Origin of the sequence: Pseudomonas sp. P4795 (assembly GCF_048822895.1) — a bacterium.
Lineage (GTDB): Bacteria > Pseudomonadota > Gammaproteobacteria > Pseudomonadales > Pseudomonadaceae > Aquipseudomonas.
This window is the reverse complement of sequence record NZ_JBMFBT010000001.1, coordinates 893,958-915,788: the sequence shown is the minus strand read 5'-3', so window position 1 is coordinate 915,788 and position 21,831 is coordinate 893,958. Positions and strand designations below refer to the sequence as shown.

The 21,831-nt window shown below is 59.6% G+C and carries 21 protein-coding genes and 1 pseudogene; 5 read left to right on the top strand and 17 right to left on the bottom strand.

Going from position 1 to position 21,831, the window contains the following annotated elements:
- Positions 1-66: 66 nt before the first annotated feature.
- From ACOI8A_RS03965 to ccoG, 8 genes are all read right to left on the bottom strand, one after another.
- The gene (locus ACOI8A_RS03965) at positions 67-615 is read right to left on the bottom strand and encodes an adenine phosphoribosyltransferase (protein ID WP_150701076.1); all 549 of its coding nucleotides are present in this window, start codon (positions 613-615) and stop codon (positions 67-69) included.
- Between the two features lie 78 nt (positions 616-693).
- Positions 694-1,428, bottom strand: coding sequence for a fumarate/nitrate reduction transcriptional regulator Fnr (gene fnr / locus ACOI8A_RS03960; RefSeq protein WP_420648780.1), 735 nt, complete (start codon positions 1,426-1,428; stop codon positions 694-696).
- A gap of 118 nt (positions 1,429-1,546) precedes the next feature.
- Positions 1,547-2,929 carry an oxygen-independent coproporphyrinogen III oxidase gene (gene hemN / locus ACOI8A_RS03955; RefSeq protein WP_420648779.1) on the bottom strand — a complete coding sequence of 461 codons (1,383 nt, stop codon included), beginning with the start codon at positions 2,927-2,929 and terminating at the stop codon, positions 1,547-1,549.
- An 86-nt stretch (positions 2,930-3,015) separates the two neighbouring features.
- Positions 3,016-3,699, bottom strand: coding sequence for a sulfite exporter TauE/SafE family protein (locus tag ACOI8A_RS03950; RefSeq protein ID WP_115077156.1), 684 nt, complete (start codon positions 3,697-3,699; stop codon positions 3,016-3,018).
- Positions 3,692-3,904: a cbb3-type cytochrome oxidase assembly protein CcoS gene (gene ccoS / locus ACOI8A_RS03945; protein WP_420648778.1), complete on the bottom strand. Its 213-nt coding sequence runs from the start codon at positions 3,902-3,904 to the stop codon at positions 3,692-3,694. Before ccoS ends, ACOI8A_RS03950 begins: the two co-directional genes overlap by 8 nt.
- 23 nt (positions 3,905-3,927) lie before the next feature.
- A complete protein-coding gene (locus ACOI8A_RS03940) occupies positions 3,928-6,378 on the bottom strand; it encodes a heavy metal translocating P-type ATPase (protein ID WP_420648777.1) in 2,451 nt (816 codons plus the stop codon).
- 213 nt (positions 6,379-6,591) lie between these two features.
- Positions 6,592-7,131, bottom strand: coding sequence for a FixH family protein (locus tag ACOI8A_RS03935; RefSeq protein ID WP_420648776.1), 540 nt, complete (start codon positions 7,129-7,131; stop codon positions 6,592-6,594).
- An 11-nt stretch (positions 7,132-7,142) separates the two neighbouring features.
- Positions 7,143-8,558, bottom strand: a complete 1,416-nt coding sequence (gene ccoG, locus ACOI8A_RS03930; protein ID WP_420648775.1) for a cytochrome c oxidase accessory protein CcoG — start codon at positions 8,556-8,558, stop codon at positions 7,143-7,145.
- Positions 8,559-9,027: 469 nt separating this feature from the next.
- Here ccoG and ACOI8A_RS03925 point away from each other — a divergent pair, with 469 nt between their 5' ends.
- Positions 9,028-10,032: a metallophosphoesterase family protein gene (locus ACOI8A_RS03925; protein ID WP_420648774.1), complete on the top strand. Its 1,005-nt coding sequence runs from the start codon at positions 9,028-9,030 to the stop codon at positions 10,030-10,032.
- Positions 10,033-10,101: 69 nt separating this feature from the next.
- A complete protein-coding gene (locus ACOI8A_RS03920) occupies positions 10,102-10,359 on the top strand; it encodes a hypothetical protein (protein WP_420648773.1) in 258 nt (85 codons plus the stop codon).
- A gap of 76 nt (positions 10,360-10,435) precedes the next feature.
- Here the strand turns inward: ACOI8A_RS03920 and ccoP (ACOI8A_RS03915) are convergent, their stop codons facing one another.
- The 8 genes from ccoP (ACOI8A_RS03915) to ccoN (ACOI8A_RS03880) form a co-directional block, all read right to left on the bottom strand.
- Positions 10,436-11,419: a cytochrome-c oxidase, cbb3-type subunit III gene (gene ccoP / locus ACOI8A_RS03915; protein ID WP_420648772.1), complete on the bottom strand. Its 984-nt coding sequence runs from the start codon at positions 11,417-11,419 to the stop codon at positions 10,436-10,438.
- Entirely contained in the window at positions 11,416-11,601 is a 186-nt protein-coding gene (locus tag ACOI8A_RS03910) for a CcoQ/FixQ family Cbb3-type cytochrome c oxidase assembly chaperone (protein WP_003175465.1), read from the bottom strand. The genes ccoP (ACOI8A_RS03915) and ACOI8A_RS03910 overlap by 4 nt, the downstream gene beginning before the upstream one ends.
- Before the next feature lie 5 nt (positions 11,602-11,606).
- Complete coding sequence (gene ccoO / locus ACOI8A_RS03905; protein WP_150594629.1) at positions 11,607-12,215, bottom strand: cytochrome-c oxidase, cbb3-type subunit II; 609 nt, start codon at positions 12,213-12,215, stop codon at positions 11,607-11,609.
- Positions 12,215-13,657: a cytochrome-c oxidase, cbb3-type subunit I gene (gene ccoN / locus ACOI8A_RS03900; protein ID WP_420648771.1), complete on the bottom strand. Its 1,443-nt coding sequence runs from the start codon at positions 13,655-13,657 to the stop codon at positions 12,215-12,217. The genes ccoO (ACOI8A_RS03905) and ccoN (ACOI8A_RS03900) overlap by 1 nt, the downstream gene beginning before the upstream one ends.
- A 480-nt stretch (positions 13,658-14,137) precedes the next feature.
- The gene (gene ccoP, locus ACOI8A_RS03895; protein ID WP_420648770.1) at positions 14,138-15,091 is read right to left on the bottom strand and encodes a cytochrome-c oxidase, cbb3-type subunit III; all 954 of its coding nucleotides are present in this window, start codon (positions 15,089-15,091) and stop codon (positions 14,138-14,140) included.
- On the bottom strand, positions 15,088-15,288 hold the full coding sequence (locus tag ACOI8A_RS03890; RefSeq protein WP_420648833.1) for a cbb3-type cytochrome oxidase subunit 3: 201 nt from the start codon (positions 15,286-15,288) through the stop codon (positions 15,088-15,090). Before ACOI8A_RS03890 ends, ccoP (ACOI8A_RS03895) begins: the two co-directional genes overlap by 4 nt.
- A 5-nt stretch (positions 15,289-15,293) precedes the next feature.
- Positions 15,294-15,902 (bottom strand): cytochrome-c oxidase, cbb3-type subunit II, encoded by a 609-nt coding sequence (gene ccoO / locus ACOI8A_RS03885; RefSeq protein ID WP_420648769.1) that lies wholly within the window; start codon positions 15,900-15,902, stop codon positions 15,294-15,296.
- A gap of 10 nt (positions 15,903-15,912) precedes the next feature.
- Entirely contained in the window at positions 15,913-17,337 is a 1,425-nt protein-coding gene (ccoN, locus tag ACOI8A_RS03880; RefSeq protein ID WP_420648768.1) for a cytochrome-c oxidase, cbb3-type subunit I, read from the bottom strand.
- Positions 17,338-17,430: 93 nt separating this feature from the next.
- On the opposite strand from ccoN (ACOI8A_RS03880), the gene ACOI8A_RS03875 reads away from it, so the two are divergent.
- From ACOI8A_RS03875 to ACOI8A_RS03865, 3 genes and pseudogenes are all read left to right on the top strand, one after another.
- On the top strand, positions 17,431-18,123 hold the full coding sequence (locus ACOI8A_RS03875; protein WP_420648767.1) for an alpha/beta family hydrolase: 693 nt from the start codon (positions 17,431-17,433) through the stop codon (positions 18,121-18,123).
- Between the two features lie 1,185 nt (positions 18,124-19,308).
- Complete coding sequence (locus ACOI8A_RS03870) at positions 19,309-19,689, top strand: DUF6124 family protein (protein ID WP_420648766.1); 381 nt, start codon at positions 19,309-19,311, stop codon at positions 19,687-19,689.
- A 20-nt stretch (positions 19,690-19,709) separates the two neighbouring features.
- A pseudogene (locus ACOI8A_RS03865) lies at positions 19,710-19,952 on the top strand (DUF6124 family protein); the annotation flags it as partial.
- A gap of 303 nt (positions 19,953-20,255) precedes the next feature.
- Here the strand turns inward: ACOI8A_RS03865 and ACOI8A_RS03860 are convergent.
- A complete protein-coding gene (locus tag ACOI8A_RS03860) occupies positions 20,256-21,821 on the bottom strand; it encodes a methyl-accepting chemotaxis protein (protein ID WP_420648765.1) in 1,566 nt (521 codons plus the stop codon).
- Positions 21,822-21,831 lie beyond the last annotated feature (10 nt).

Sequence of the window (21,831 nt, the reverse complement as noted above, 5' to 3'; positions counted from 1 at the left end):
CAGCTCCTACACGGGATTGCATTTCACCTGTAGGAGCTGCCGAAGGCTGCGATCTTTTGATCTTTACTATTTGTCAGACAGTGCAAACTGCGTCAGGCAAAAGGTCGGAATGCCCATGTCCTGCAAACGCTGCGAGCCACCCAGCTCTGGCAGATCAATGATCGCCGCCGCTTCGTGAACGCGGGCGCCCATGCGGCGAATCAGGTTCGCTGCAGCAATCAGGGTGCCGCCAGTCGCGATCAAATCATCAAACATCACCACCGAATCGCCTTCACACAGGCTGTCAGCGTGCACTTCAAGGAAGGCTTCGCCGTACTCGGTCGCATAACCCTCGGCCAGCACGTCCGCCGGCAGCTTGCCTTGCTTGCGGAACAGCACCAGTGGCTTGTTCAACTGATAGGCCAACACCGAGCCGATCAGAAAACCACGCGCATCCATCGCGCCGATGTGGGTGAAATCAGCTTCCACATAGCGGTGGGCGAAGCTGTCCATCACCAGGCGCAGGGCCGTCGGCGACTGAAACAGCGGGGTGATGTCGCGGAAGATCACGCCCGGTTTCGGGAAGTCGATCACGGGGCGGATCAGGGATTTGATGTCGAAGGAGTCGAAGACCATCGTCGAGTTGTCCTGGCAGGGCTGCAAACGACGCAGTATACCCGCGGCTGAAACGATTCGCTCGGCCGCGGGTCGAGATCAGACTTCGAGCGAGCCGCCGGCCAGTGCGCACAGCTGAATCGGGTCGAGAATATGAATTTCTTTGCCCTCGGCGGCAATCAGCGCGTTCTGCTGAAAGCGCGTGAACACGCGGGACACGGTTTCCACCGCCAGCCCCAGATAATTGCCGATTTCATTGCGCGACATGCTCAAACGGAACTGGTTGGCCGAGAAGCCGCGAGCGCGGAAACGTGCCGAAAAATTCACCAGGAAAGTCGCGATGCGCTCGTCGGCCGTTTTCTTCGACAGCAGCAACATCATCTGCTGATCGTCGCGGATTTCACGACTCATCACGCGCATCAACTGGCGGCGCAGTTGCGGCAATTGCAGGGCCAGTTCGTCGAGGCGTTCGAAGGGGATTTCGCAGACCGAGGTGGTTTCCAGCGCCTGGGCGGAGACCGGATGTTTCTCGGTGTCCATGCCCGACAGGCCGACCAGTTCGCTCGGCAGGTGGAAGCCAGTCAGTTGTTCTTCGCCGGCATCGCTCAGGCTGAAGGTTTTCAGGGCGCCGGAGCGCACGGCAAAAACGGAATCGAACGTGTCGCCCTGGCGGAACAGGAACTCACCTTTTTTCAACGGGCGACCGCGTTTAACGATTTCGTCCAGCGCATCCATGTCTTCCAGATTCAGAGAAAGTGGCAGGCAGAGAGGGGCCAGGCTGCAATCCTTGCAGTGTGCCTGGTTGTGAGCGCGCTGTTTAACTGGCTCAGACATTTCTTCAATCCTTGTGGGAAAACACACATAAGACGTAAGGGTAACCCACGAGAGGACATCCAGGCCAGCTTGTGGCGAGATTGCCCCACAGGCATAAAGCCGCAGGGCAACGCCAAAGTCAGATCACCCGGGAAAAACGCTGACGGTTCTGCTGTTCCAGATAGGCGTCGAAGACCATGCACACCGAACGCACCAGCAAGCGTCCGGCCGGTAGTACATTGATCCGATCACGATCAAGTTCGATCAAGCCATCGCTGGCCATGTCTTGCAGTTGCGGCCAGAGTGCGCCGAAGTAGCCTTGAAAATCGACGTTGAAGGTGCGCTCGATTTCGGCGAAATCCAGGCTGAAATTGCAGATCAATTGCTGGATCACGGCGCGGCGCAAGCGATCATCGGCGTTGCACACCAGGCCACGACTGGTCGCCAGTTGCGCGGAGGCGAGGGTGTTCTGGTATTCATTCAGGTCACTGCTGTTCTGGCAGTACAGATCACCAATCTGGCTGATCGCTGAAACGCCCAGACCAATCAAATCGCAGTGCCCATGTGTCGTGTAGCCCTGGAAATTGCGCTGTAGCGTCGATTCTTCCTGAGCCACCGCCAGTTCATCGTCGGGCAGGGCAAAGTGGTCCATGCCGATGTAGCGATAACCGGCGGCAGTCAGTTGCTCGATGGTGCGCTGGAGCATTTCGAGTTTCTGCGCCGCTGCCGGCAGTTCGTTGCCATTGATCCGCCGCTGCGGCATGAAGCGTTCCGGCAGGTGCGCGTAGTTGAACACCGAGAGCCGGTCCGGTTGCAGGCTGATCACTTCGTCGACGGTGCGGGCGAAGTTGTCCGGGGTCTGCTTCGGCAAGCCGTAGATCAAGTCGATGTTGATCGAGCGAAATTGCAGGGTCCGCGCCGCATCAATTACCGCGCGGGTTTCTTCCAGGCTTTGCAGACGGTTGACCGCGCGTTGTACCGCCGGGTCGAGGTCTTGCAGGCCGATGCTGACCCGGTTGAAGCCCAGTTCACGCAGCAGGCCCATGGTCGACCAGTCGGCTTCACGCGGGTCGATCTCGATGCCGTAGTCGCCGGAATCATCGTCGAGCAGATTGAAATGCTTGCGCAGGTGCGCCATCAACTGGCGCAGTTCGTCGTGGCTGAGGAAGGTCGGGGTGCCGCCGCCGAAGTGCAGTTGCTCGACTTTCTGCAGCGGGTCGAGGTGGCAGGCGATCAGCTGGATTTCCTGCTCGAGCCGTTGCAGATAGGGCAGGGCACGCCCGCGATCCTTGGTGATGACCTTGTTGCAGGCGCAGTAGTAGCAAATGTTCGCGCAGAACGGCACATGCACGTACAGCGACAACGGACGCTGCGCCTTGCGGCTGTCGCGCAGGGCGTGGAACAGGTCGAAGGTGCCGACCTGACTGTTGAATTGAACGGCCGTGGGATACGAGGTGTAGCGCGGCCCCGCCAGGTCGTAGCGGCGGATCAAATCGGTGTCCCAACGAATGGCGTCGAGCATGCGGGCGTTCCCCGGATAGGCTGGCAGTGTTGGCGAGTCTATCGGGGTGAGGCGATGGGGCTCTTGATTTGCATCAACCGCAGATCTTAATGGCCCATCAGCCAATGCTGGTGTGGGCCGGGCAATGTCCAGATGCCGAACAGGATCACCAGCAAGCCGCCGGCCATACGCACGCTGCGTTTGCGCAACAACGCGGTGACGCGCTCGGCGGCGAGGCCGGTCGCGAGCAACACCGGCCAGGTGCCGAGGCCGAACGCGAGCATCAACAACGCACTGTCCAGCGCATTGCCCTGACTCGCCGACCACAGCAAGGTGCTGTAAACCAGTCCGCACGGCAGCCAGCCCCACAGCGCACCAAGGAGCAAGGCGCGCGGCAGGCTCGACACTGGCAATAGGCGATTGGCGACCGGTTGGATGTAGCGCCACAAACCGCGTCCGAGGCTTTCGATGCGGGTCAGTCCGCTCCACCAGCCGGCCAGATACAAACCCATGGCGATCAGCAGCAGCCCGGCCAACACGCGCATGAACAACGCCGCAGGACTGTTGGCCAGCGCCCAGCCGGCGAGTCCGATCAACAGCCCGGCCGTGGCATAACTGAGGATCCGCCCGAGGTTGTACGCCAGCAGCAAGCGAAAACGCCGACTGCGTTGTTCCTTGGGAATTGCCAGTGTCAGCGCGCCCATCAAACCGCCGCACATGCCCAGACAATGGCCACCGCCGAGCAAACCGAGGATCAGCGCAGACACCAGCAGTGGCGCCAATTCAAGCATGGGGCGGAGCCTTGTCGTCGGGTTTGGCCGGTTTGACTTCGTCCACCGCTGCAGTGTGGTTCGGGTCCTGATCGTCGAACAAAATGCTGTGGGCCGGGCCGTCGAGGTCGTCGTACTGACCGCTGTCCACCGCCCAGAAAAAGATGTACACGGCGATCGCCACGATCAGCAGCGCGGCCGGGATCATCACGTAAAGAGCTGGCATCTGCTACTCCAGGCCCGCGCGGCTCAGGCCGGCAGCGGGCGATTTTCCGACGTGGCGTGAATGCTTGGCGCGCTCGGCAAACGAGTCAGGCGCAGGGCATTGAGCACCACGGTCAACGAACTGATCGACATGCCGACTGCGGCCCACACCGGGGTGATCCAGCCGAGGGCCGCGAACGGCAACATGAGACCATTGTACAGCGCGGCCCACAGCAGGTTTTCGATGATTACCCGGCGGGTGCGACGCGCCAGCGTAAAGGCTTGCACCAGCGCGTCGAGACGATTGGACAGCAGCACCGCGTCAGCGCTGGTCTTGGCCAGATCGGTGGCCGAGCCCATCGCCACGCTGATGTCGGCCGCAGCCAGCACCGGCACGTCGTTGACCCCGTCGCCAAGCATCAACACCTTGCGGCCTTCCTTGTGCAGTTGTTGCAGTACTTGCAACTTGTCGTCCGGGCGCAGACCGCCATGGGCCTCGTCGATACCCAGTTCGGCGGCGACACTGGCGACCATCGGCGAACTGTCGCCCGACAGCAGCAGCGTCCGCCAGCCACGCGCCTTGCACGCGGCGAGCAACGCCGGAGCATCGGCACGCAAGCGATCATCGAGAACCAACCACGCCAGCGGCCCGTGGCTGTCTCCGAGCAACAACCATTGACCAGCTTCGTCGGGCATCGGCGGGATATCGGCTGTGCTGAGGGCGCAGACAAACTCAGCCTGGCCAATGCGCAAACGCTGCTCGCCGACCAGACCTTCCAGACCCAGCCCTGGCGAACTGTGCACTTCTTCGGCGGCCAGCGGCGCTCGGCCGAAGGCGCGGGCAATCGGGTGTTCCGAGCGGTTTTCCAGCGCGGCGGCAAGGCTCAGGCATTGATCGCTGTCGAGTGCGTCGAGCGGGCGGATCGAACGCAGCACCAATCGCCCTTCGGTGAGGGTGCCGGTCTTGTCGAAAATCACCGTGTCGATCTGGTTCAGGCCTTCCAGCACATGCCCGCGCGTCAGCAACAGACCGAGTTTGTGCAGGGTGCCGGTGGCGGCGGTTAGCGCGGTCGGCGTTGCCAGCGACAGTGCGCAAGGGCAGGTCGCTACGAGCATGGCGAGAACGATCCAGAACGCCCGCGACGAATCCAGCTCCCACCACAGCAGGCCGATGGCTGCGGCGGCGATCAACGACAGCAGCAGAAACCACTGCGCGGCACGGTCGGCGATTTCTGCCAGCCGTGGTTTTTCGGCCTGGGCGCGGTCGAGCAAACGGACGATGGCCGACAGCCGCGTGTCCTGACCCAGCGCCTGCACTTCAACCGTCAGTGCGCCTTCGACGTTGAGCGTGCCGGCGGTGACCGCATCCCCCGGCCTGCGCGGTTGCGGCAGGTATTCGCCGGTCAGCAGCGATTCGTCGACGCTCGACTGGCCGTCGAGGATCTTGCCGTCCGCCGGCAGAATCGAACCCGGTTGCACCAGCACGTGATCGTTGAGGCGCAGTTCGCTGAGCAGGATGCGCTCGCTCTGGCCGGACTCATCGAGACGCAGGCACGAGGCCGGCAACAAGTTCACCAACTGCGCAGTGGCGGCAGCGGTGCGCTCGCGGGCGCGGCGTTCCAGATAGCGTCCGGCGAGCAGGAACAGCGCGAACATGCCCACCGCGTCGAAATACAACTCGCCGACGCCAGTGATCGAGGTCCAGATCCCGGCGATGTAGGCGCCGCCAATCGCCAGCGACACCGAAACGTCCATGGTCAGATGGCGCGTGCGCAAATCGCGCATCGCGCCTTTGAAGAACGGCGCGCAGCTGTAGAACACGATCGGCGTGGTCAGAAACAGCGCGACCCAGCGCAGTATCGTGTGCAGCTCGGGGCTGAGGTCGATGTTGAATTCCGGCCAGGTGGCCATGGTCGCCATCATCGCCTGGAACCACAGCAAACCGGCGACACCGAGTTGACGCAGGGCGAGACGGTTTTCGCTGGCCATTTGTTCGCTGGCGCGGTCGGCCTGATACGGGTGCGCGGCGTAACCGATGTGGCGCAGTTCGCCGAGGATCTGGCTCAGCGGCAATTGCGCGTCGGCCCAGCGTACGTGCAGGCGATGGTTGGACAGATTGAGTCGCGCCTCGGCCACCGCTGGCAGAGTGCGCAGGTGTTTCTCGATCAACCAGCCGCACGCGGCGCAACTGATGCCTTCCATCAACAGGGTGGTTTCGGCCAGTTCGCCTTCATGCCGCACGAAAGGTTTTTGCACATCGGCGCGGTCGTACAGCGCCAGCTCGTCGACCAGTTGCACTGGCAGCGCTTGGGGGTTGGCCGAAGCTTCACTGCGATGCTGGTAATAGCTTTCGAGCCCGCCGGCGACGATGGCTTCGGCCACGGCCTGACAGCCCGGACAGCAGAACTCACGCGACTCCCCGAGCACGACAGCGGTGAAGCGGCTGCCGGACGGAACGGGCAGGGCGCAGTGGTAGCAGGGGAGTGGGGTGGTCATGGCATCGTCGACGGGGTAAGCCCGGGTATTTGAGTGGTCCGCTTGCCCTCACCCCAGCCCTCTCCCGGGGGGAGAGGGAGCCGAATGGTGGTGGCCGGATTAACAGGTTCAGTCAGCGCTAACGTCACTGAAGTAGATCAATTACGCAAACGCCCGAGACCAGTCCCCTCTCCCTCTGGGAGAGGGTCAGGGTGAGGGGCTTTTGACGTTGACTCACTTCTTCAGGTCTTCCGCGCCCTGGAGGGGTTCGTCTCCGAGCAGCAGATCCTTGTCATGGCTGACCTGTTCTTCTTCGAACATCCGCCAAATATGCTCATCCTGCGTACCGAGCAATTCGACGAACCGCCGACCTTCAACCTTGTCTCCCAACTGACCGATATAGCGGCCCGCTTCCGATTCGCTGCGCGCCAGCACAATCTTGCGATCCTTCTCCGGTTGCGTCGGCGAGATCAGGTTCAGCTCCAGAGTGTTCGGCTGGCTGTCACCGCTCAAGCGCAAATCGACTTCGCCAGTGACGCCATCCAGATGCACGCTGGCACGCATCTTCAGGGTCTGCGCCAACAGCTCGCGATCCAGCGAGCGGTTGATGCCCTTGCCCGCCTCGTAGTAGTTGTCGTTGACCAGATTGTCCGGGTTGTTCACCGCGATGGTCACCATGGACAGGGTCAGGGTCACCGAGCAGGCGAGAATCGCGATGATGATCCATGGCCAGAGATGCTTGTACCAAGGACTTGCGGCGTTTGCTGCGGGCATGTTCAGTTCTCTCAACGAATTTGTGGGCCGATGAATCGGCTCTTGGCTTCAACGTGGACGCTGGCGTCATCGGCATCCTTGAGGGTGAATTTCACCTCGTTGGTGCTCGACGGCAGTTGCTCAGGCGCGCTCGACAGCTCGACCGGCATGCTGAAAATATCCCCGGCGGCGACCTTGATCTCGCGTTTGCCTTGCAGACGCAGATCCGGCAGACCGCTGGCTTCGAGCAGGTAGGTATGGTCGCGCTGGTCCTTGTTCATGATCTTCAGGCTGTAGACGTTTTCGATTCGGCCTTCGGCGTTTTCGCGGTACAGCACGCGGTCCTTGCTGACGTCGAAACCCACCAGCGAGCGCATGAAGAAAGCCCCCGCCAACAGGCTGATCATCGCCAGCAGCACCACGGCATAGCCGATCAGGCGCGGACGCAGTTTATGGGTTTTCTGCCCGGACAGATTGTGCTCGGTGGTATAGCTGATCAACCCACGCGGGTAGTCCATTTTGTCCATGATGCTGTCGCAGGCGTCGATGCACGCGGCGCAACCGATGCACTCGATTTGCAGGCCGTCGCGGATGTCGATGCCGGTCGGGCAGACTTGCACGCACATCGTGCAGTCGATGCAGTCGCCCAAACCCTGCGCCTTGTAATCGACGCCTTTCTTGCGCGGGCCACGGGTTTCCCCGCGACGTGGATCGTAGGAAACGATCAGCGTGTCCTTGTCGAACATCACGCTCTGGAAACGCGCATACGGACACATGTAGATGCACACCTGCTCGCGCAACCAACCGGCGTTGCCGTAAGTAGCGAGGGTGAAAAAACCGACCCAGAAATACGACCAGCCATCGGCCTGGCCGGTGAAGAACTCGAACACCAGCTCACGGATTGGCGAGAAATAGCCGACGAAGGTCATGCCGGTGACAAAGCCGATCAGCAACCACAACGAGTGTTTGGCCAGCTTGCGCAGGAGTTTGTTGCCGCTCATGGGCGCTTTGTCGAGCTTGATGCGCTGGTTGCGGTCGCCTTCGGTGACTTTCTCGCACCACATGAAAATCCATGTCCAGACGCTTTGCGGGCAGGTGTACCCGCACCAGACCCGCCCGGCATACACGGTGATGAAAAACAGGCCGAACGCGGCGACGATCAAAATCCCCGACAGCAGGATGAAATCCTGCGGCCAGAAGGTTGCACCGAAGATAAAGAACTTGCGCTCCGGCAGGTTCCACCACACCGCCTGATGCCCGCCCCAGTTCAGCCACACCGTGCCGAAATACAGCAGGAACAGTCCGGCACCGCCCAACATCCGCAGATTGCGGAACAGGCCGGTGAAAGCGCGGGTGTAGATTTTTTCTCTAGAGGCGTAAAGATCGACGCTGTTGTTCGCGTTTTTGCTCGGTGGTGTGACGTCGTGTACCGGAATCTGATTGCTCATCATTGCATCCCACGGCAGTGGAAAAATGCCTCGGTCGATACGTGCCAACCGGGGTCAGAAAGGGCTGTTGCGGTGGCGCAATGATACGCCTGTCATACCGACGAACGGGTGCGACCTTTGGTCGCGTTGGGCAAAATCAATTGATGGTGTAATGACTTGAATCAATTGACTTGTGAGAGATCGCCCTTTTTGGGTCGGCCAATAAATGAGTCTAGGCGATTCGTCGCCATTGCGCTGTCTGGTCATCTGCATGGCCGAAACCCGGCTCCTGGCTGTTCGTTGCCAGTGGTCAAACTTCGAGAAGTCTGGTTGAAACAAGAAACTTTGGTTTTCTGTTGTTTGTATGTTTGAAACAAGTTTATTTAATTGCTCCTGTAGTCTGCTTTGAAAGATTCCGTTTGATCGAATATGTTTGCGTCTGGCGATATTCGCGCCAGTTCTTATTCAGATTAAATGGAGTTTCAAGGTTATGTATTTCAATGGAGTGGTAAAGTTTCTGCTGGGTGTCTGTTTATTCGTTTTTGTTACTTTGGCTCATGCCGTTGAGGGCATGCCACGGCATATGGTGTTCGCGTCCGATACGCAATACCCCTGGACTGACAAGACCGACAGCGAAGCGCCGGAATCCGATGCGGATTTCGAAAAGCGTGCCAAATGGCTGGTGGACAGCCAGTTGCGCAGTATCGCCGAGTTTCGAAATGCCCACGGGGGGCAGGCGGCAATCCCGTTGATGATCAACGGTGACATTACTGCTTTCGGCCACGGTTGGCAGCGCTCGTACATGAAGTCGGCCCTGGAAAAATACTTCAAGGGTGATTACCTGTACGGCCTGGGTAATCACGATTACGAAAATAACGTGGATGACTGTTTCAGCAATAGTTGTGCGGCGGGCAGTATTGTCGAGTTCAATGAACATCATAAGGCGAAGGTGAATAATTTCGACCTGAAAGTCACCGGCGGTTTTCTGGATATCCTTTATTCGGGCAGTCTGGCTTACTCGAAGAGTGTCGGAGAAGTTCATCTGGTACAACTCAATAACGAGCCTACCTATACCACGAAGATTGCTCATGCACTGAATCCGACAACCTTCAATATCACCAGCGCACTGGACTGGCTGGAAAACGATTTGTGGGTGGCGAGGACTCAGGGCTACGCCATCATCCTCAACATGCACAAATGGGATGACTGGCAGGGAGACAGGCAACAGCAACAGCGCTTTCTGGACATGATCGAGAAGTATGAAGTCACCGCCATCTTTGCGGGTCATTACCATACCCGAGGTGGGGCCAAGCGCTGGATGGGTAAGGTGCCGATGTTTCTCAGCGGCGCAACGTCCCAGCAGACTTACCTGACGGCCAGCTTCTCAGATGACCGCAAGCAGCTGCACGTCAACCTCATCGAGAACAATGAATGGCAAAAACCGCAGTCCGTGCCTACGGTCCCGGTGAAGTCCATCTGGGCCAGTCGGCCTTGAGTAACCTCCAGGGCACCGCTTTCATTGGTTTTATCCGGTACACCGGACTTTTTTCAAGGATGAAAATGTATGAACGAAAGCACTCTCAAGGCACTTGGCGTTACTCAGAAAGAAATTGATGCACTGAACGTCATTCTCAATATCGCGATTCCGGGAGCTTCCGTGGCCGTCGCGCAGCTGCAAGCGGCTCTGGCAGCGCTTGAGTCTACCGAAGCTGCAGAGGAGACGAAGGATCCGTCCACACAGAAGAGCAACCCGCCGGACGACTCTGGCAAGAAGCGCAAACCTTCCGGCCTGGACAGTCTCGGTGGAGGCAATATTCTATGAATCAGTAGAGAGGGAAAATGAAACGGCCCCGCCAATTCACATTGGTGGGGCCGTTTTTTTGCTTCAAGCGTTGGTGTTACTGCGCCTCGGCTTCCGGCGCTTTTTCACCGTGGGACAGGCTGTAAACGTAAGCCGCCAGCAGGTGCACCTTGTCATTGCCTTGCAGCTGTTCCTGCGCAGGCATCTGGCCCTGACGGCCGTAACGGATGGTCTGTTGCAGTTGCGCGAAGCTTGAACCGTAGATGAACGCGCCCGGGTGGGTCAGGTCAGGGGCGCCCATTGCCGGCGTACCTTTACCGGCTGGACCGTGACAGGCCACGCAGTTGCCGGCGAACAGTTTCTGGCCGTTGGCGACATCGGCTTTGGTGCCTTCCGGCAGCTTGCGCCCATCGAGGTTGGTGACCACGTACGCAGCCACATCGGCCACGCCTTGCTCGCCAATCACTTCGGCCCAGGCCGGCATCACCGCGTGACGGCCGCCCATGATGGTGGTCTTGATGGTTTCCGCTTCGCCGCCCCAGCGCCAGTCGGCGTCGGTCAGGTTCGGGAAACCGTAGGCGCCCTTGGCGTCGGAACCGTGGCACACCGAGCAGTTGGAGGCGAACAGGCGGCCACCCATCTTCAGTGCTTGCGGGTCCTTGGCCACTTCTTCAATCGGCATCGCCGCGAACTTGGCGAAGATCGGACCGAACTTGGCGTCCGAACGAGCCATTTCCTTTTCCCACTCGTGCACACCGGTCCAGCCGGTCTGGCCGTTGGCGAACGCGGTCTGTTTCTCGGTATCGAGGTAGTTGTAACCCGGCAGCAGACCTTTCCAGTTGCCCAGGCCCGGGTACAGCACCAGATAACCCAGGGCGAAAACGATGGTGCCGACGAACAGCATGAACCACCATTTCGGCAGGGGGTTGTCGTACTCCTCGATCCCGTCGAACGAGTGGCCAACCGTCTCGTCCGTCTGCTCGCTGCGCTGGCCCTTGCGGGTCGACAGCAGCAGCCAGGTCAGGGCGAAAATCGTACCCAGACTGAGGACTGTGACGTACAGACTCCAGAACGTAGTCATTCTTTGTTACTCCTAGAAGCTTGCTCGACGTGCTTGATGGCTTCGGGATCATCCGCGAAAGGCAACAAGGTCGCGTCTTCAAACTCCGACTTGCGCTTGGGGCTGAACACCCACAACGCCAGACCGATGAAGGCCACCATCACAACAACGGTGCCCAGGCCACGAATCATCCCGATATCCATCTAGATCACCGTTTGCTTTTGATGATGGTGCCCAGGCCTTGCAGATAGGCCACCAGCGCGTCCATTTCGGTTTTGCCCTTCACGGCATCCTGTGCACCGGCGATGTCTTCATCGGTGTACGGAACGCCGAGCGTACGCAAGACCTCCATTTTCTTGGCGGTTTCCTTGCCGTCGAGCTTGTTTTCCACGAGGAACGGGTAAGCCGGCATTTTCGACTCGGGCACTACGTTGCGCGGGTTGTACAAGTGCGCACGCTGCCAGTCATCGGAGTAACGACCGCCGACACGGGCCAGGTCCGGGCCGGTACGCTTGGAACCCCACAGGAACGGGTGATCCCACACGCTTTCACCGGCAACCGAGTAGTGGCCGTAGCGTTCGGTTTCGGCACGGAACGGACGGATCATCTGCGAGTGGCAGCCGACACAGCCGTTGGCGATATAAACGTCGCGGCCTTCCAGTTCAAGCGCGGTGCGCGGCTTCATGCCTTCGACCGGCTTGTTGGTGACGTCCTGGAAAAACAGCGGAACGATTTGCGTCAGGCCGCCGATGCTGACGGCGATGACCATGAAGAAGGCCAACAGGCCAATGTTCTTCTCGACTGCTTCATGCTTCATCAGTGAGCTCCAACTACAGCAATCTTGGCGGCGGCTTCGGCTTCCACCGGATCCGAGGCGCGAACGGTGCGGTACACGTTGTAAGCCATCAGCAGCATGCCGCTGGCGAAGAACGCACCGCCCAAAGCACGGACGATGAAGCCCGGATGGCTGGCTTGCAGCGCTTCGACGAACGAGTAGGTGAGGGTGCCGTCATCGTTGATTGCACGCCACATCAGGCCTTGAGTAATGCCGTTGACCCACATCGAGGCGATGTACAGCACGGTACCGATGGTCGCGAGCCAGAAATGCGCGTTGATCAGACCGACGCTGTGCATCTGCGCGCGGCCGAACAGTTTCGGGATCATGTGGTAGATCGCGCCGATCGAGATCATCGCTACCCAACCCAAAGCGCCGGCGTGTACGTGGCCGATGGTCCAGTCGGTGTAGTGCGAGAGCGAGTTGACGGTCTTGATCGCCATCATCGGCCCTTCGAAGGTCGACATGCCGTAGAACGCCAGCGATACCACGAGGAAGCGCAGGATCGGGTCGGTGCGCAATTTATGCCACGCGCCCGACAGGGTCATCATGCCGTTGATCATGCCGCCCCAGCTCGGCGCCAGCAGAATGATCGACATGGCCATGCCCAGCGATTGTGCCCAATCCGGCAGTGCGGTGTAGTGCAGGTGGTGCGGACCGGCCCAGATGTACAGGGTGATCAGCGCCCAGAAGTGCACGATCGACAGGCGATAGGAGTAGATCGGACGTTCGGCCTGTTTCGGCACGAAGTAGTACATCATCCCGAGGAAGCCGGTGGTCAGGAAGAACCCCACGGCGTTGTGGCCGTACCACCACTGGATCATCGCGTCGGTCGCGCCCGAGTAGGCCGAGTAAGACTTGAACAGATTCACCGGCAGGGACGCGTGGTTGACGATGTGCAGCATCGCGGTCACGACGATGAACGCGCCGTAGAACCAGTTACCCACATAGATGTGCTTGGTTTTGCGCTTGGTGATGGTGCCGAAGAACACCAGACCGTAGGTGACCCAGACAATGGCCAGCAAAATGGCGATCGGCCATTCCAGTTCCGCGTATTCCTTGGTGGTGGTGTAACCCAGCGGCAAGGTAATGATCGCGCCGACGATGACCGCTTGCCAGCCCCAGAAGGTGAAGGCCGCGAGGCTGTCGGAAATCAGTCGCGTCTGGCAGGTTCGCTGCACGACATAGTAGGAAGTGGCAAACAGTGCACAGCCACCGAAGGCAAAAATCACCAGGTTTGTGTGCAACGGGCGCAGGCGTCCAAAGCTCGTCCATGGCAGACCGAAGTTCAACTCCGGCCAGACCAGTTGCGAGGCGATGAAGACACCGAGCCCCATGCCAAGGATCCCCCAGACCACCGTCATGATGGCGAACTGGCGGACTACCTTATAGTTATAAGCAGTCGGACTGATTGCTGTGCTCATTCTAAGGTTCCACGGTTTGGGTGTTTTATTAGGATTAAAATCGGCCGCAAGTATGCAGAGAGCAGGGGGTCATTGCAACGCGCCATGACCTGGGTCAATGCTTCCCAGCGCTGATTCTGCGGCCTTTCCATACGCCGCGTAAGGTCAAAATTGGCCTCGGACAAAATGTCGCAGCGAACGAAAAAAGCGAAGGGTTCAGGTCACTTGTAACTGCGTGTGTTGAAAAGCCCGGATCGGGCGACCGATGGCATTTGGCACGACAGCCGGTATCTACCTGCCTTTGCGGCCAGTTGCTCATCTGATTGGTCGAACACATCGCGCAAGCTTGACCCGGAACCGGCACGCGCCAGTTCGCCTCGAGCAAGCTTAGACCCGAATCCGGGGATTCGAAAGGCGGGGTTTAGAGGGGGTGCGACAATGGGTCGCAAAGAGGCAGGGAACTGCCGCATCCAAAAGAATGCGGCAGTCGGGTGCTACGCTTCAGTCTTTCTTGGTTTCAACTTGCAGATTATCTGTATTCAATCCGTGTGACAGGCTGTACACATAAGCGGCGAGCAATTGTACTTTATCGTTGCCCAGCAACTCGTTCTGCGCTGGCATGTGGCCCTGACGACCGTGGCGGATAGTCTGCTCGAGTTGCGTCAGGCTGGTGCCATAAATGAATCCCGCCGGATGCGTCAGGTTCGGCGCGCCCATCGCTGCAGTGCCCTGACCGTTAGCGCCGTGACAGGCGACGCACATGGTGCTGAACGCCTGCTGACCTGCTTGCAGATCCGCCTTGTTATCCGCCGCCAGCGGCAGACCGGCCAGTTCATGACGCACGAATGCGGCAACGTTCTTCACACCGGCTTCGCCCAATGCTTCACCCCAGGCCGGCATCGCCGCCATCCGCCCACCCATGATGGTTGCCTTGATGGTGTCGGCGTCGCCGCCCCAGCGCCAGTCGCTGTCGGCGAGGTTAGGGAAACCGAACGCGCCTTTGGCGTCGGAACCGTGGCACACCGAGCAGTTGGAGGCGAACAGACGGCCACCCATTTTCAGTGCCTGCGGATCCTTGGCCACTTCTTCCAACGGCATCGCGGCGAACTTGGCAAAGATCGGCCCGAACTTGGCGTCAGCCTTGCTCATTTCCTTTTCCCACTCGTGCACGCCAGTCCAGCCGTCCTCATAACCCGGCAGGATACCTTTCCAGTTGCCCAGGCCCGGATACAGAATCAGGTAACCCACGGAAAACACCAGCGTGCCGGCGAACAGCATGAACCACCACTGCGGCAGCGGGTTGTCGTACTCCTCGATGCCGTCGAAGCTGTGGCCCATGGTCTGGTCGACGCTGCCCTTGGTCTCGCCCCGACGGGTGCCGACCAGCAGCCAGGTCAGGCCGATCAGGCTGCCGATGGTCAGTACGCAGATCCACGTACTCCAGAAGGTGGTCATGACCGGGTACTCCTTGTTTCTTCAGATGCTGGATTTGGGGCGAGTTGTGGTTCGTCGGCGAAGGGCAGCAGGCGCGCTTCGGCGAATTCCGGATTGCGCTTGCCGTTGAACACCCACAAAGTCAGGCCGACGAAGGCCACGAACACCACGACCGTGCCTAAACCACGAATCAGTCCTGCGCTCATTTCAAAGACCATCGTGATCACCTCTTGCTCTTGATCGCAGTGCCGAGCACTTGCAGATAGGAGACAAGGGCGTCCATTTCGGTCTTGCCCTTGAGGCTGGCGACCGCGCCGCTGATGTCGTCGTCGGTGTACGGCACGCCGAGGGTGCGCATGACTTTGAGCTTGGTTTCGGTGTGGCTGCTGTCGACCGCTTGCGTGACCAGCCATGGGTAGGCCGGCATCTTCGATTCCGGTACGACGTTGCGCGGGTTGTACAAATGCGCGCGGTGCCAGTCATCCGAGTAGCGTGCGCCGACCCGTGCCAGATCCGGCCCGGTGCGTTTGGAACCCCAGAGGAACGGGTGATCCCAGACGCTTTCGCCCGCCACCGAGTAGTGCCCGTAACGTTCGGTTTCGGCGCGAAACGGCCGGATCATCTGCGAGTGGCACTGTACGCAGCCTTCGCGGATATAGATGTCGCGACCTTCCAGTTGCAGCGCGGTGTAGGGCTTCATGCCTTCCACCGGTTTATTGGTTACGTCCTGGAAGAACAGCGGGACAATCTGCGTCAGGCCGCCGATGCTCACGGCGAGCACCATCAACAGCATCAACAGGCCGACGTTCTTTTCAATCGTTTCGTGTTTCATGGCGGACTCCTCAGGCCATCTGCGCGGCAGCGGCGACGTCAGCAGGCTGCGAGGCCCGCACGGTGCGCCAGGTGTTGTAAGCCATCAGGAACATGCCGCTGAGGAAGATCGCACCGCCTACCAAGCGCACGACGAAGCCCGGGTGGCTGGCCACCAGGGTTTCGACGAAGGAGTAGGTCAGCGTGCCGTCCTCATTGACTGCGCGCCACATCAGGCCCTGGGCGATGCCGTTGACCCACATCGACGCGATGTAGAGCACGGTGCCGATGGTCGCGAGCCAGAAGTGCGCGTTGATCAGACCGATGCTGTGCATCTGCTCGCGGCCGAAGATTTTCGGGATCATGTGGTACAGCGCGCCGATGGAAATCATCGCCACCCAGCCGAGCGCACCGGCGTGAACGTGGCCGATGGTCCAGTCGGTGTAGTGGGAGAGGGCGTTGACAGTCTTGATCGCCATCATCGGACCTTCGAAGGTCGACATGCCGTAAAACGCCAGCGACACCACGAGGAAACGCAGGATCGGGTCGCTGCGCAACTTATGCCAGGCACCCGAGAGGGTCATCATGCCGTTGATCATCCCGCCCCAGCTCGGTGCCAGCAGCACCAGCGACATCACCATGCCCAGCGACTGCGCCCAGTCCGGCAGCGCGGTGTAGTGCAAGTGGTGCGGGCCGGCCCAGATGTACAGGGTGATCAGTGCCCAGAAGTGCACGATCGACAGGCGATAGGAATACACCGGACGCTCGGCCTGTTTCGGCACGAAGTAGTACATCATCCCGAGGAAACCGGCAGTCAGGAAAAAGCCCACAGCGTTGTGCCCGTACCACCACTGCACCATCGCGTCGGTGGCGCCGGAGTACAGCGAGTAGGACTTGGTGAAGCTGACCGGGATTTCCAGGTTATTGACGATGTGCAGAATCGCCACGGTGATGATGAACGCACCGAAGAACCAGTTGCCGACATAAATGTGCTTGGTCTTGCGCTGCATGATCGTGCCGAAAAACACGATGGCGTACGCGACCCAGACGATGGTGATCAGAATGTCGATCGGCCATTCCAGCTCGGCGTATTCCTTGGAGCTGGTGTAACCCAGCGGCAGGCTGATCGCCGCCAACAGAATCACCAGCTGCCAGCCCCAGAACGTGAACGCGGCGATTTTCGGCGCAAACAGTTGGGTCTGGCAGGTGCGTTGCACCGAGTAGAACGAACTGGCGAACAACGCGCAGCCGCCGAACGCGAAGATCACCGCGTTGGTGTGCAATGGGCGCAGGCGACCGAAACTGGTCCACGGCAGATCGAAGTTGAGCTCGGGCCAGACCAATTGAGCCGCGAGAAAAACCCCGAGCCCCATGCCGACGATGCCCCACACCACCGTCATAATGGCGAATTGGCGGACCACCTTGTAGTTGTAGGCGGTACTGATAGAAGTGTTCATGGTTCCCCATCCACGGTTCAGCCGAAGTGAGCGCGCAAAAAATGCGGCGAATCCTTCGTCTGGAGTTATAGGCAGACTAAAAGCGAGGCAAGCATGGACAAACAGCACAAGGCCAGTATTGACGGGGATCAATGGGCGCAGTGTGTACGTGATCATGGGTGGCTTTGGGATGCGGCCAGCGGTGAGGCTTCGGCGACTCTCATCCTCGCCCATGGTGCTGGGGCGCCGATGGACAGTGAGTGGATGACGGATATGGCTGGGCGCCTTGCCGGGCTTGGGGTGAATGTGTTGCGGTTTGAGTTTCCGTATATGGCGCAGCGGCGGGTTGATGGGGTTAAGCGACCGCCCAATCCTGCGGCGAAATTGCTTGAGTGCTGGCGTGAGGTGTATGGCTTGGTGCGACTTCATGTCGCTGGGGTTTTGGCGGTTGGCGGGAAGTCGATGGGGGGGCGGATGGCCAGTCTTTTGGCTGATGAGTTGGGGGCTGATGCGCTGGTGTGTTTGGGGTATCCGTTTTATGCGGTGGGGAAGCCGGAGAAACCACGGGTCGAACATCTGGCTTCTTTGCGGACTCGGACGTTGATTGTGCAGGGGGAGCGGGATGCTCTGGGGAATCGGGAGGCGGTTGAAGGTTATTCGTTATCGCCGGAAATTGAAGTGTTTTGGCTGGTGGCAGGGGATCATGATTTGAAGCCGCTCAAGGTTTCGGGGTTTACGCATGAGCAGCATTTGGCTTCGGCGGCCGAGAAGGTTGGCCTGTTTCTCAAGGATTCTCCAAAATTCTGAACGGCATGAAGATCGGCTCCCTTTCCCCCTCGCCCCCTTGGGGGAGAGGGCTGGGGTGAGGGGGTAGATCTTGAACGTTGCACATTTTTCGATCTGTGTGCATATCCATTGCTGCGGCAACGGCCAATTAGGGTTCCGCCCTGACGGCGGGTCACCTTTTCCAAACGCCGAAAAGGTAACCCAAAAGGCTTTACCCCAACGTTCGGCCCACTCGCTAAGGCTCGGGGTTCCTTCGCTCCGGGGTTCATCCGGGGGCATCGCCTCCGGTTTGCTGCGCTGCACCTCCTCTCGATGTGTTTGGCTGCGCCAAACGGTCGCTGCGCTCCCACCCCGAATGAGCCCCTCCACTCAGCCTGCCGACGGGGCCGGTGGATCAAGATCAAGAGCGGCTGCCGAGCTAACGCTCATCCTGTTGAGTGGTGAGAGGCGGGTGGTTGGCTTTTGTTTTTTTGTGGGAGCCAGCCTGCTGGCGATGGCGGCCTGATAGCCGACCAGTTTCCAGCAAATGAACACAATCAACCTGTGCGGATTTGGTGACTGCGGTAAGGCCGCTATCTGTGTTCCTTCAGGGCCAGCCCTCACCCTAGCCCTCTCCCAGAGGGAGAGGGGACTGACCGAGGTGATCTTGAAAGTTACGCCGACGTGAAATACCGAGTCGAACTCAGATTTTGAAAGGCATGAAGATCGACTCCCTTTCCCCCTCGCCCCCCTGGGGGAGAGGGCTGGGGTGAGGGGGATGGATCTGACATACAACACAATTTTCGAGTGCAAGAAAATTGCAAGCCAACCAACCGTCACCCCTCTATTACCGCAAGCAATAAACACAACTCGGCCAGTGCGTTTAACTTACACGAACCGTTACTCCATAAAGGCTACAACAACTTGCGTCGTTGCCTACGCGTACGCCAGAATCCGCCGGCTTACGCGGCTATAGGGCGGGCTGTATCGTTTCCCTGTCACTGAAAAACAGTGATCGGGTTTGGTAGCCCGCCTCAAATTGTCGTTGTAGCGACACCCTAGATGCCGTCTCTTTTTTGGGTATGGCTTTGTATGGTGGGCATGCGTGGGGCTCCTTTGTGAGCGCCGGGTTTCCCGATTTGACCGGTCTACCAACCCGCGCATGGCCGCCACCCGCCGTTTGGTAGCGAGGGTGATGGCTCCTATTTTCAAATTGGAGCTCTATCTATGTTCAAAGCGACGCCAAACCCACCGCACACCGATCCAATCCCCTACGACCCCGAGCTCGAAGCCGAAAACATAAAAACGGCCACAGAACGAGCAATCAACCTCTACCTCGATCCTGCCACCCACAAGACATCCAAACCTTCACGCAAGCCCGGCCGAATCTTCCTCGTCAACCCGACCGTGGACGACGAAACCCTTCTCGTCGAAGCATGCGAAACGCTGTCGTCCGCCACGGACATGGCCCGCGACATTGCCAGCACCATCGATCCATCACAGCGCAAAGCAATGTTGGTGCTGCAGCAGGTCATCATGCTCAGTGAGCTGCTGGCCAATCGTGTGCTCGATAACCAGCGCATCCCGCAAGCCGGGGGTATCAACTGATGCTCACGACAGCGCCCACCGCCAGAATCATGGCCACTCCCTACACGCCCAGCGTGATGTTCATGGTCAATCCGCAAGCTGACACTGAGTCGTTACTGGTCAATGCCTGCGAGTCGTTGGCCTCAGCCACGGTCATGCTCGGTGATTTTGCCGGGTTGCTGGAGGGGCCGAACCGCAACACGCTTTTGGGTATTGCCCAGGTGGTGATGTTGGGGGAGTTGGCGGTTAATCGAGTGCTGGATAACGTTGTGCCGAAGGAGTAGTTGCGGTGGGGCTGCTTGCTGTGTTCCTTCAGGGCAAGCCCTCACCCTAACCCTCCCGAAACGTCGGACCGCCCAGAGGGAGAGGGGACTGAGCGAGGTGTTTGGGCGAAATACATCGACCTGCATTCCCGAGCCGAACTCAAAATTTGAACCGCATGAAAATCGGCTCCCTTTCCCTCTCGCCCCCTTGGGGGCGGTCCGACGTTTCGGGAGGGCTGGGGTGAGGGGGCAGCGGCCCCCCTGATACAACAAAAAACCCGGACAGCTCACGCCATCCGGGTTTTTTCGTTCCCGCCAAACCAATCAGCGGTTAAACCGCTCCACCAACGAATACTGCGTATTAGCCGTCTTCGTCAGCTCCTCACTCAGCAGCGCCGAGTTTTGCGCCTGTTCCGAGGTCTGGTCGGCCAGTTGCGAGATGTTGCTGATGTTGCGGCTGATCTCTTCAGCGACCGCACTTTGCTCTTCGGTCGCAGCGGCGATCTGGGTGGTCATGTCGGTGATGTTGGCCACCGCTTCGCTGATGCCTACCAGTGCCTGATCCGCTTCCAGAACCCGCGCAACGCCTTCTTCGGCCTGGCGGTGCCCGGCTTCCATGGTTTGCACGGCGCTCGAGGCGGTTTGCTGCAGCTTGGCGATCAAGGCATGGATCTGCCCGGTCGATTCGCTGGTGCGTTGTGCCAGTTGGCGCACTTCGTCAGCCACCACCGCAAAGCCGCGACCCATTTCACCGGCGCGGGCCGCTTCGATGGCGGCGTTGAGGGCCAGCAGGTTGGTCTGGTCGGCGATGCCTTTGATCACGTCGACCACGCCGCCGATTTCGTCGCTGTCCTTGGCCAGTTGGGTCACGGTCAGGCCGGTTTCGCCGACGACAACGGACAGGCGCTGAATGGCTTCGCGGGTTTCGCCGGCGATGTCGCGGCCGCGACCGGTCAGGCGATTGGCTTCCTGAGTGGCGTCAGCGGTGCGTTGCACGTGGCTGGCAACTTCCTGCGTGGTGGCGGCCATCTGGTTGACGGCGGTGGCGACCTGTTCGGTTTCCACGCGCTGACGCTCCAGACCGGTCGAGCTGCTGTGCGCCAGTCGGTCGGACTGCTTGGCCTGATCGGTCAGGTGTTCGGCGGTGTCCTGCAGACGGGTCAGGCAGGTTTTCAGGCGTGCTTCCTGGCTGAGGATCGCCATTTCCAGACGCGCCTGAGAGCCGCGGCTGTCGGTGTACATCTGTGCGATCAACGGGTCGGACGTGGTCTGTTCAGCCAGACGCAACAAGCGCTTGAGGCCACGCTGCTGCCATTGCAGGCCCAACAGGCCGAGCGGCACCGACAGGCCGGCGGCGAGGGCAAAGCCCCACTGCGAGTTGAGCGTGGCGCCGATCATGAAGCTCAGTTGGCTGACCAGAATAAATGGCAGCCAGTCTTGAACCACCGGCAGCCATTTGTCGCTCGAAGGAATCGCCGACTTGCCCTGGTTGATGCGTTGGTAGAGCGCTTCGGCACGGCGGATCTGTTCGGCGGTGGGTTTGACCCGCACCGACTCGTAACCGACCACCTGATTGCCTTCGAACACCGGTGTTACATAGGCGTTAACCCAGTAATGGTCACCGGTCTTGCAGCGATTCTTGACAATGCCCATCCATGGCAAGCCTTGTTTCAATGTGCCCCACATGTGCGAAAACACCGCAGCCGGGACGTCTGGGTGACGAACCAGGTTGTGCGGCGCACGGATCAGTTCTTCACGCGAAAACCCGCTGATCTCGACGAAAGCGTCGTTGCAGTAGGTGATCACGCCCTTGGCGTCGGTTGTGGAGATCAACCGTTGCTGAGCCGGGAAAGTCCGTTCGCGTTGTGTAATGGGCTGGTTGTTACGCATGGTTTTTCAA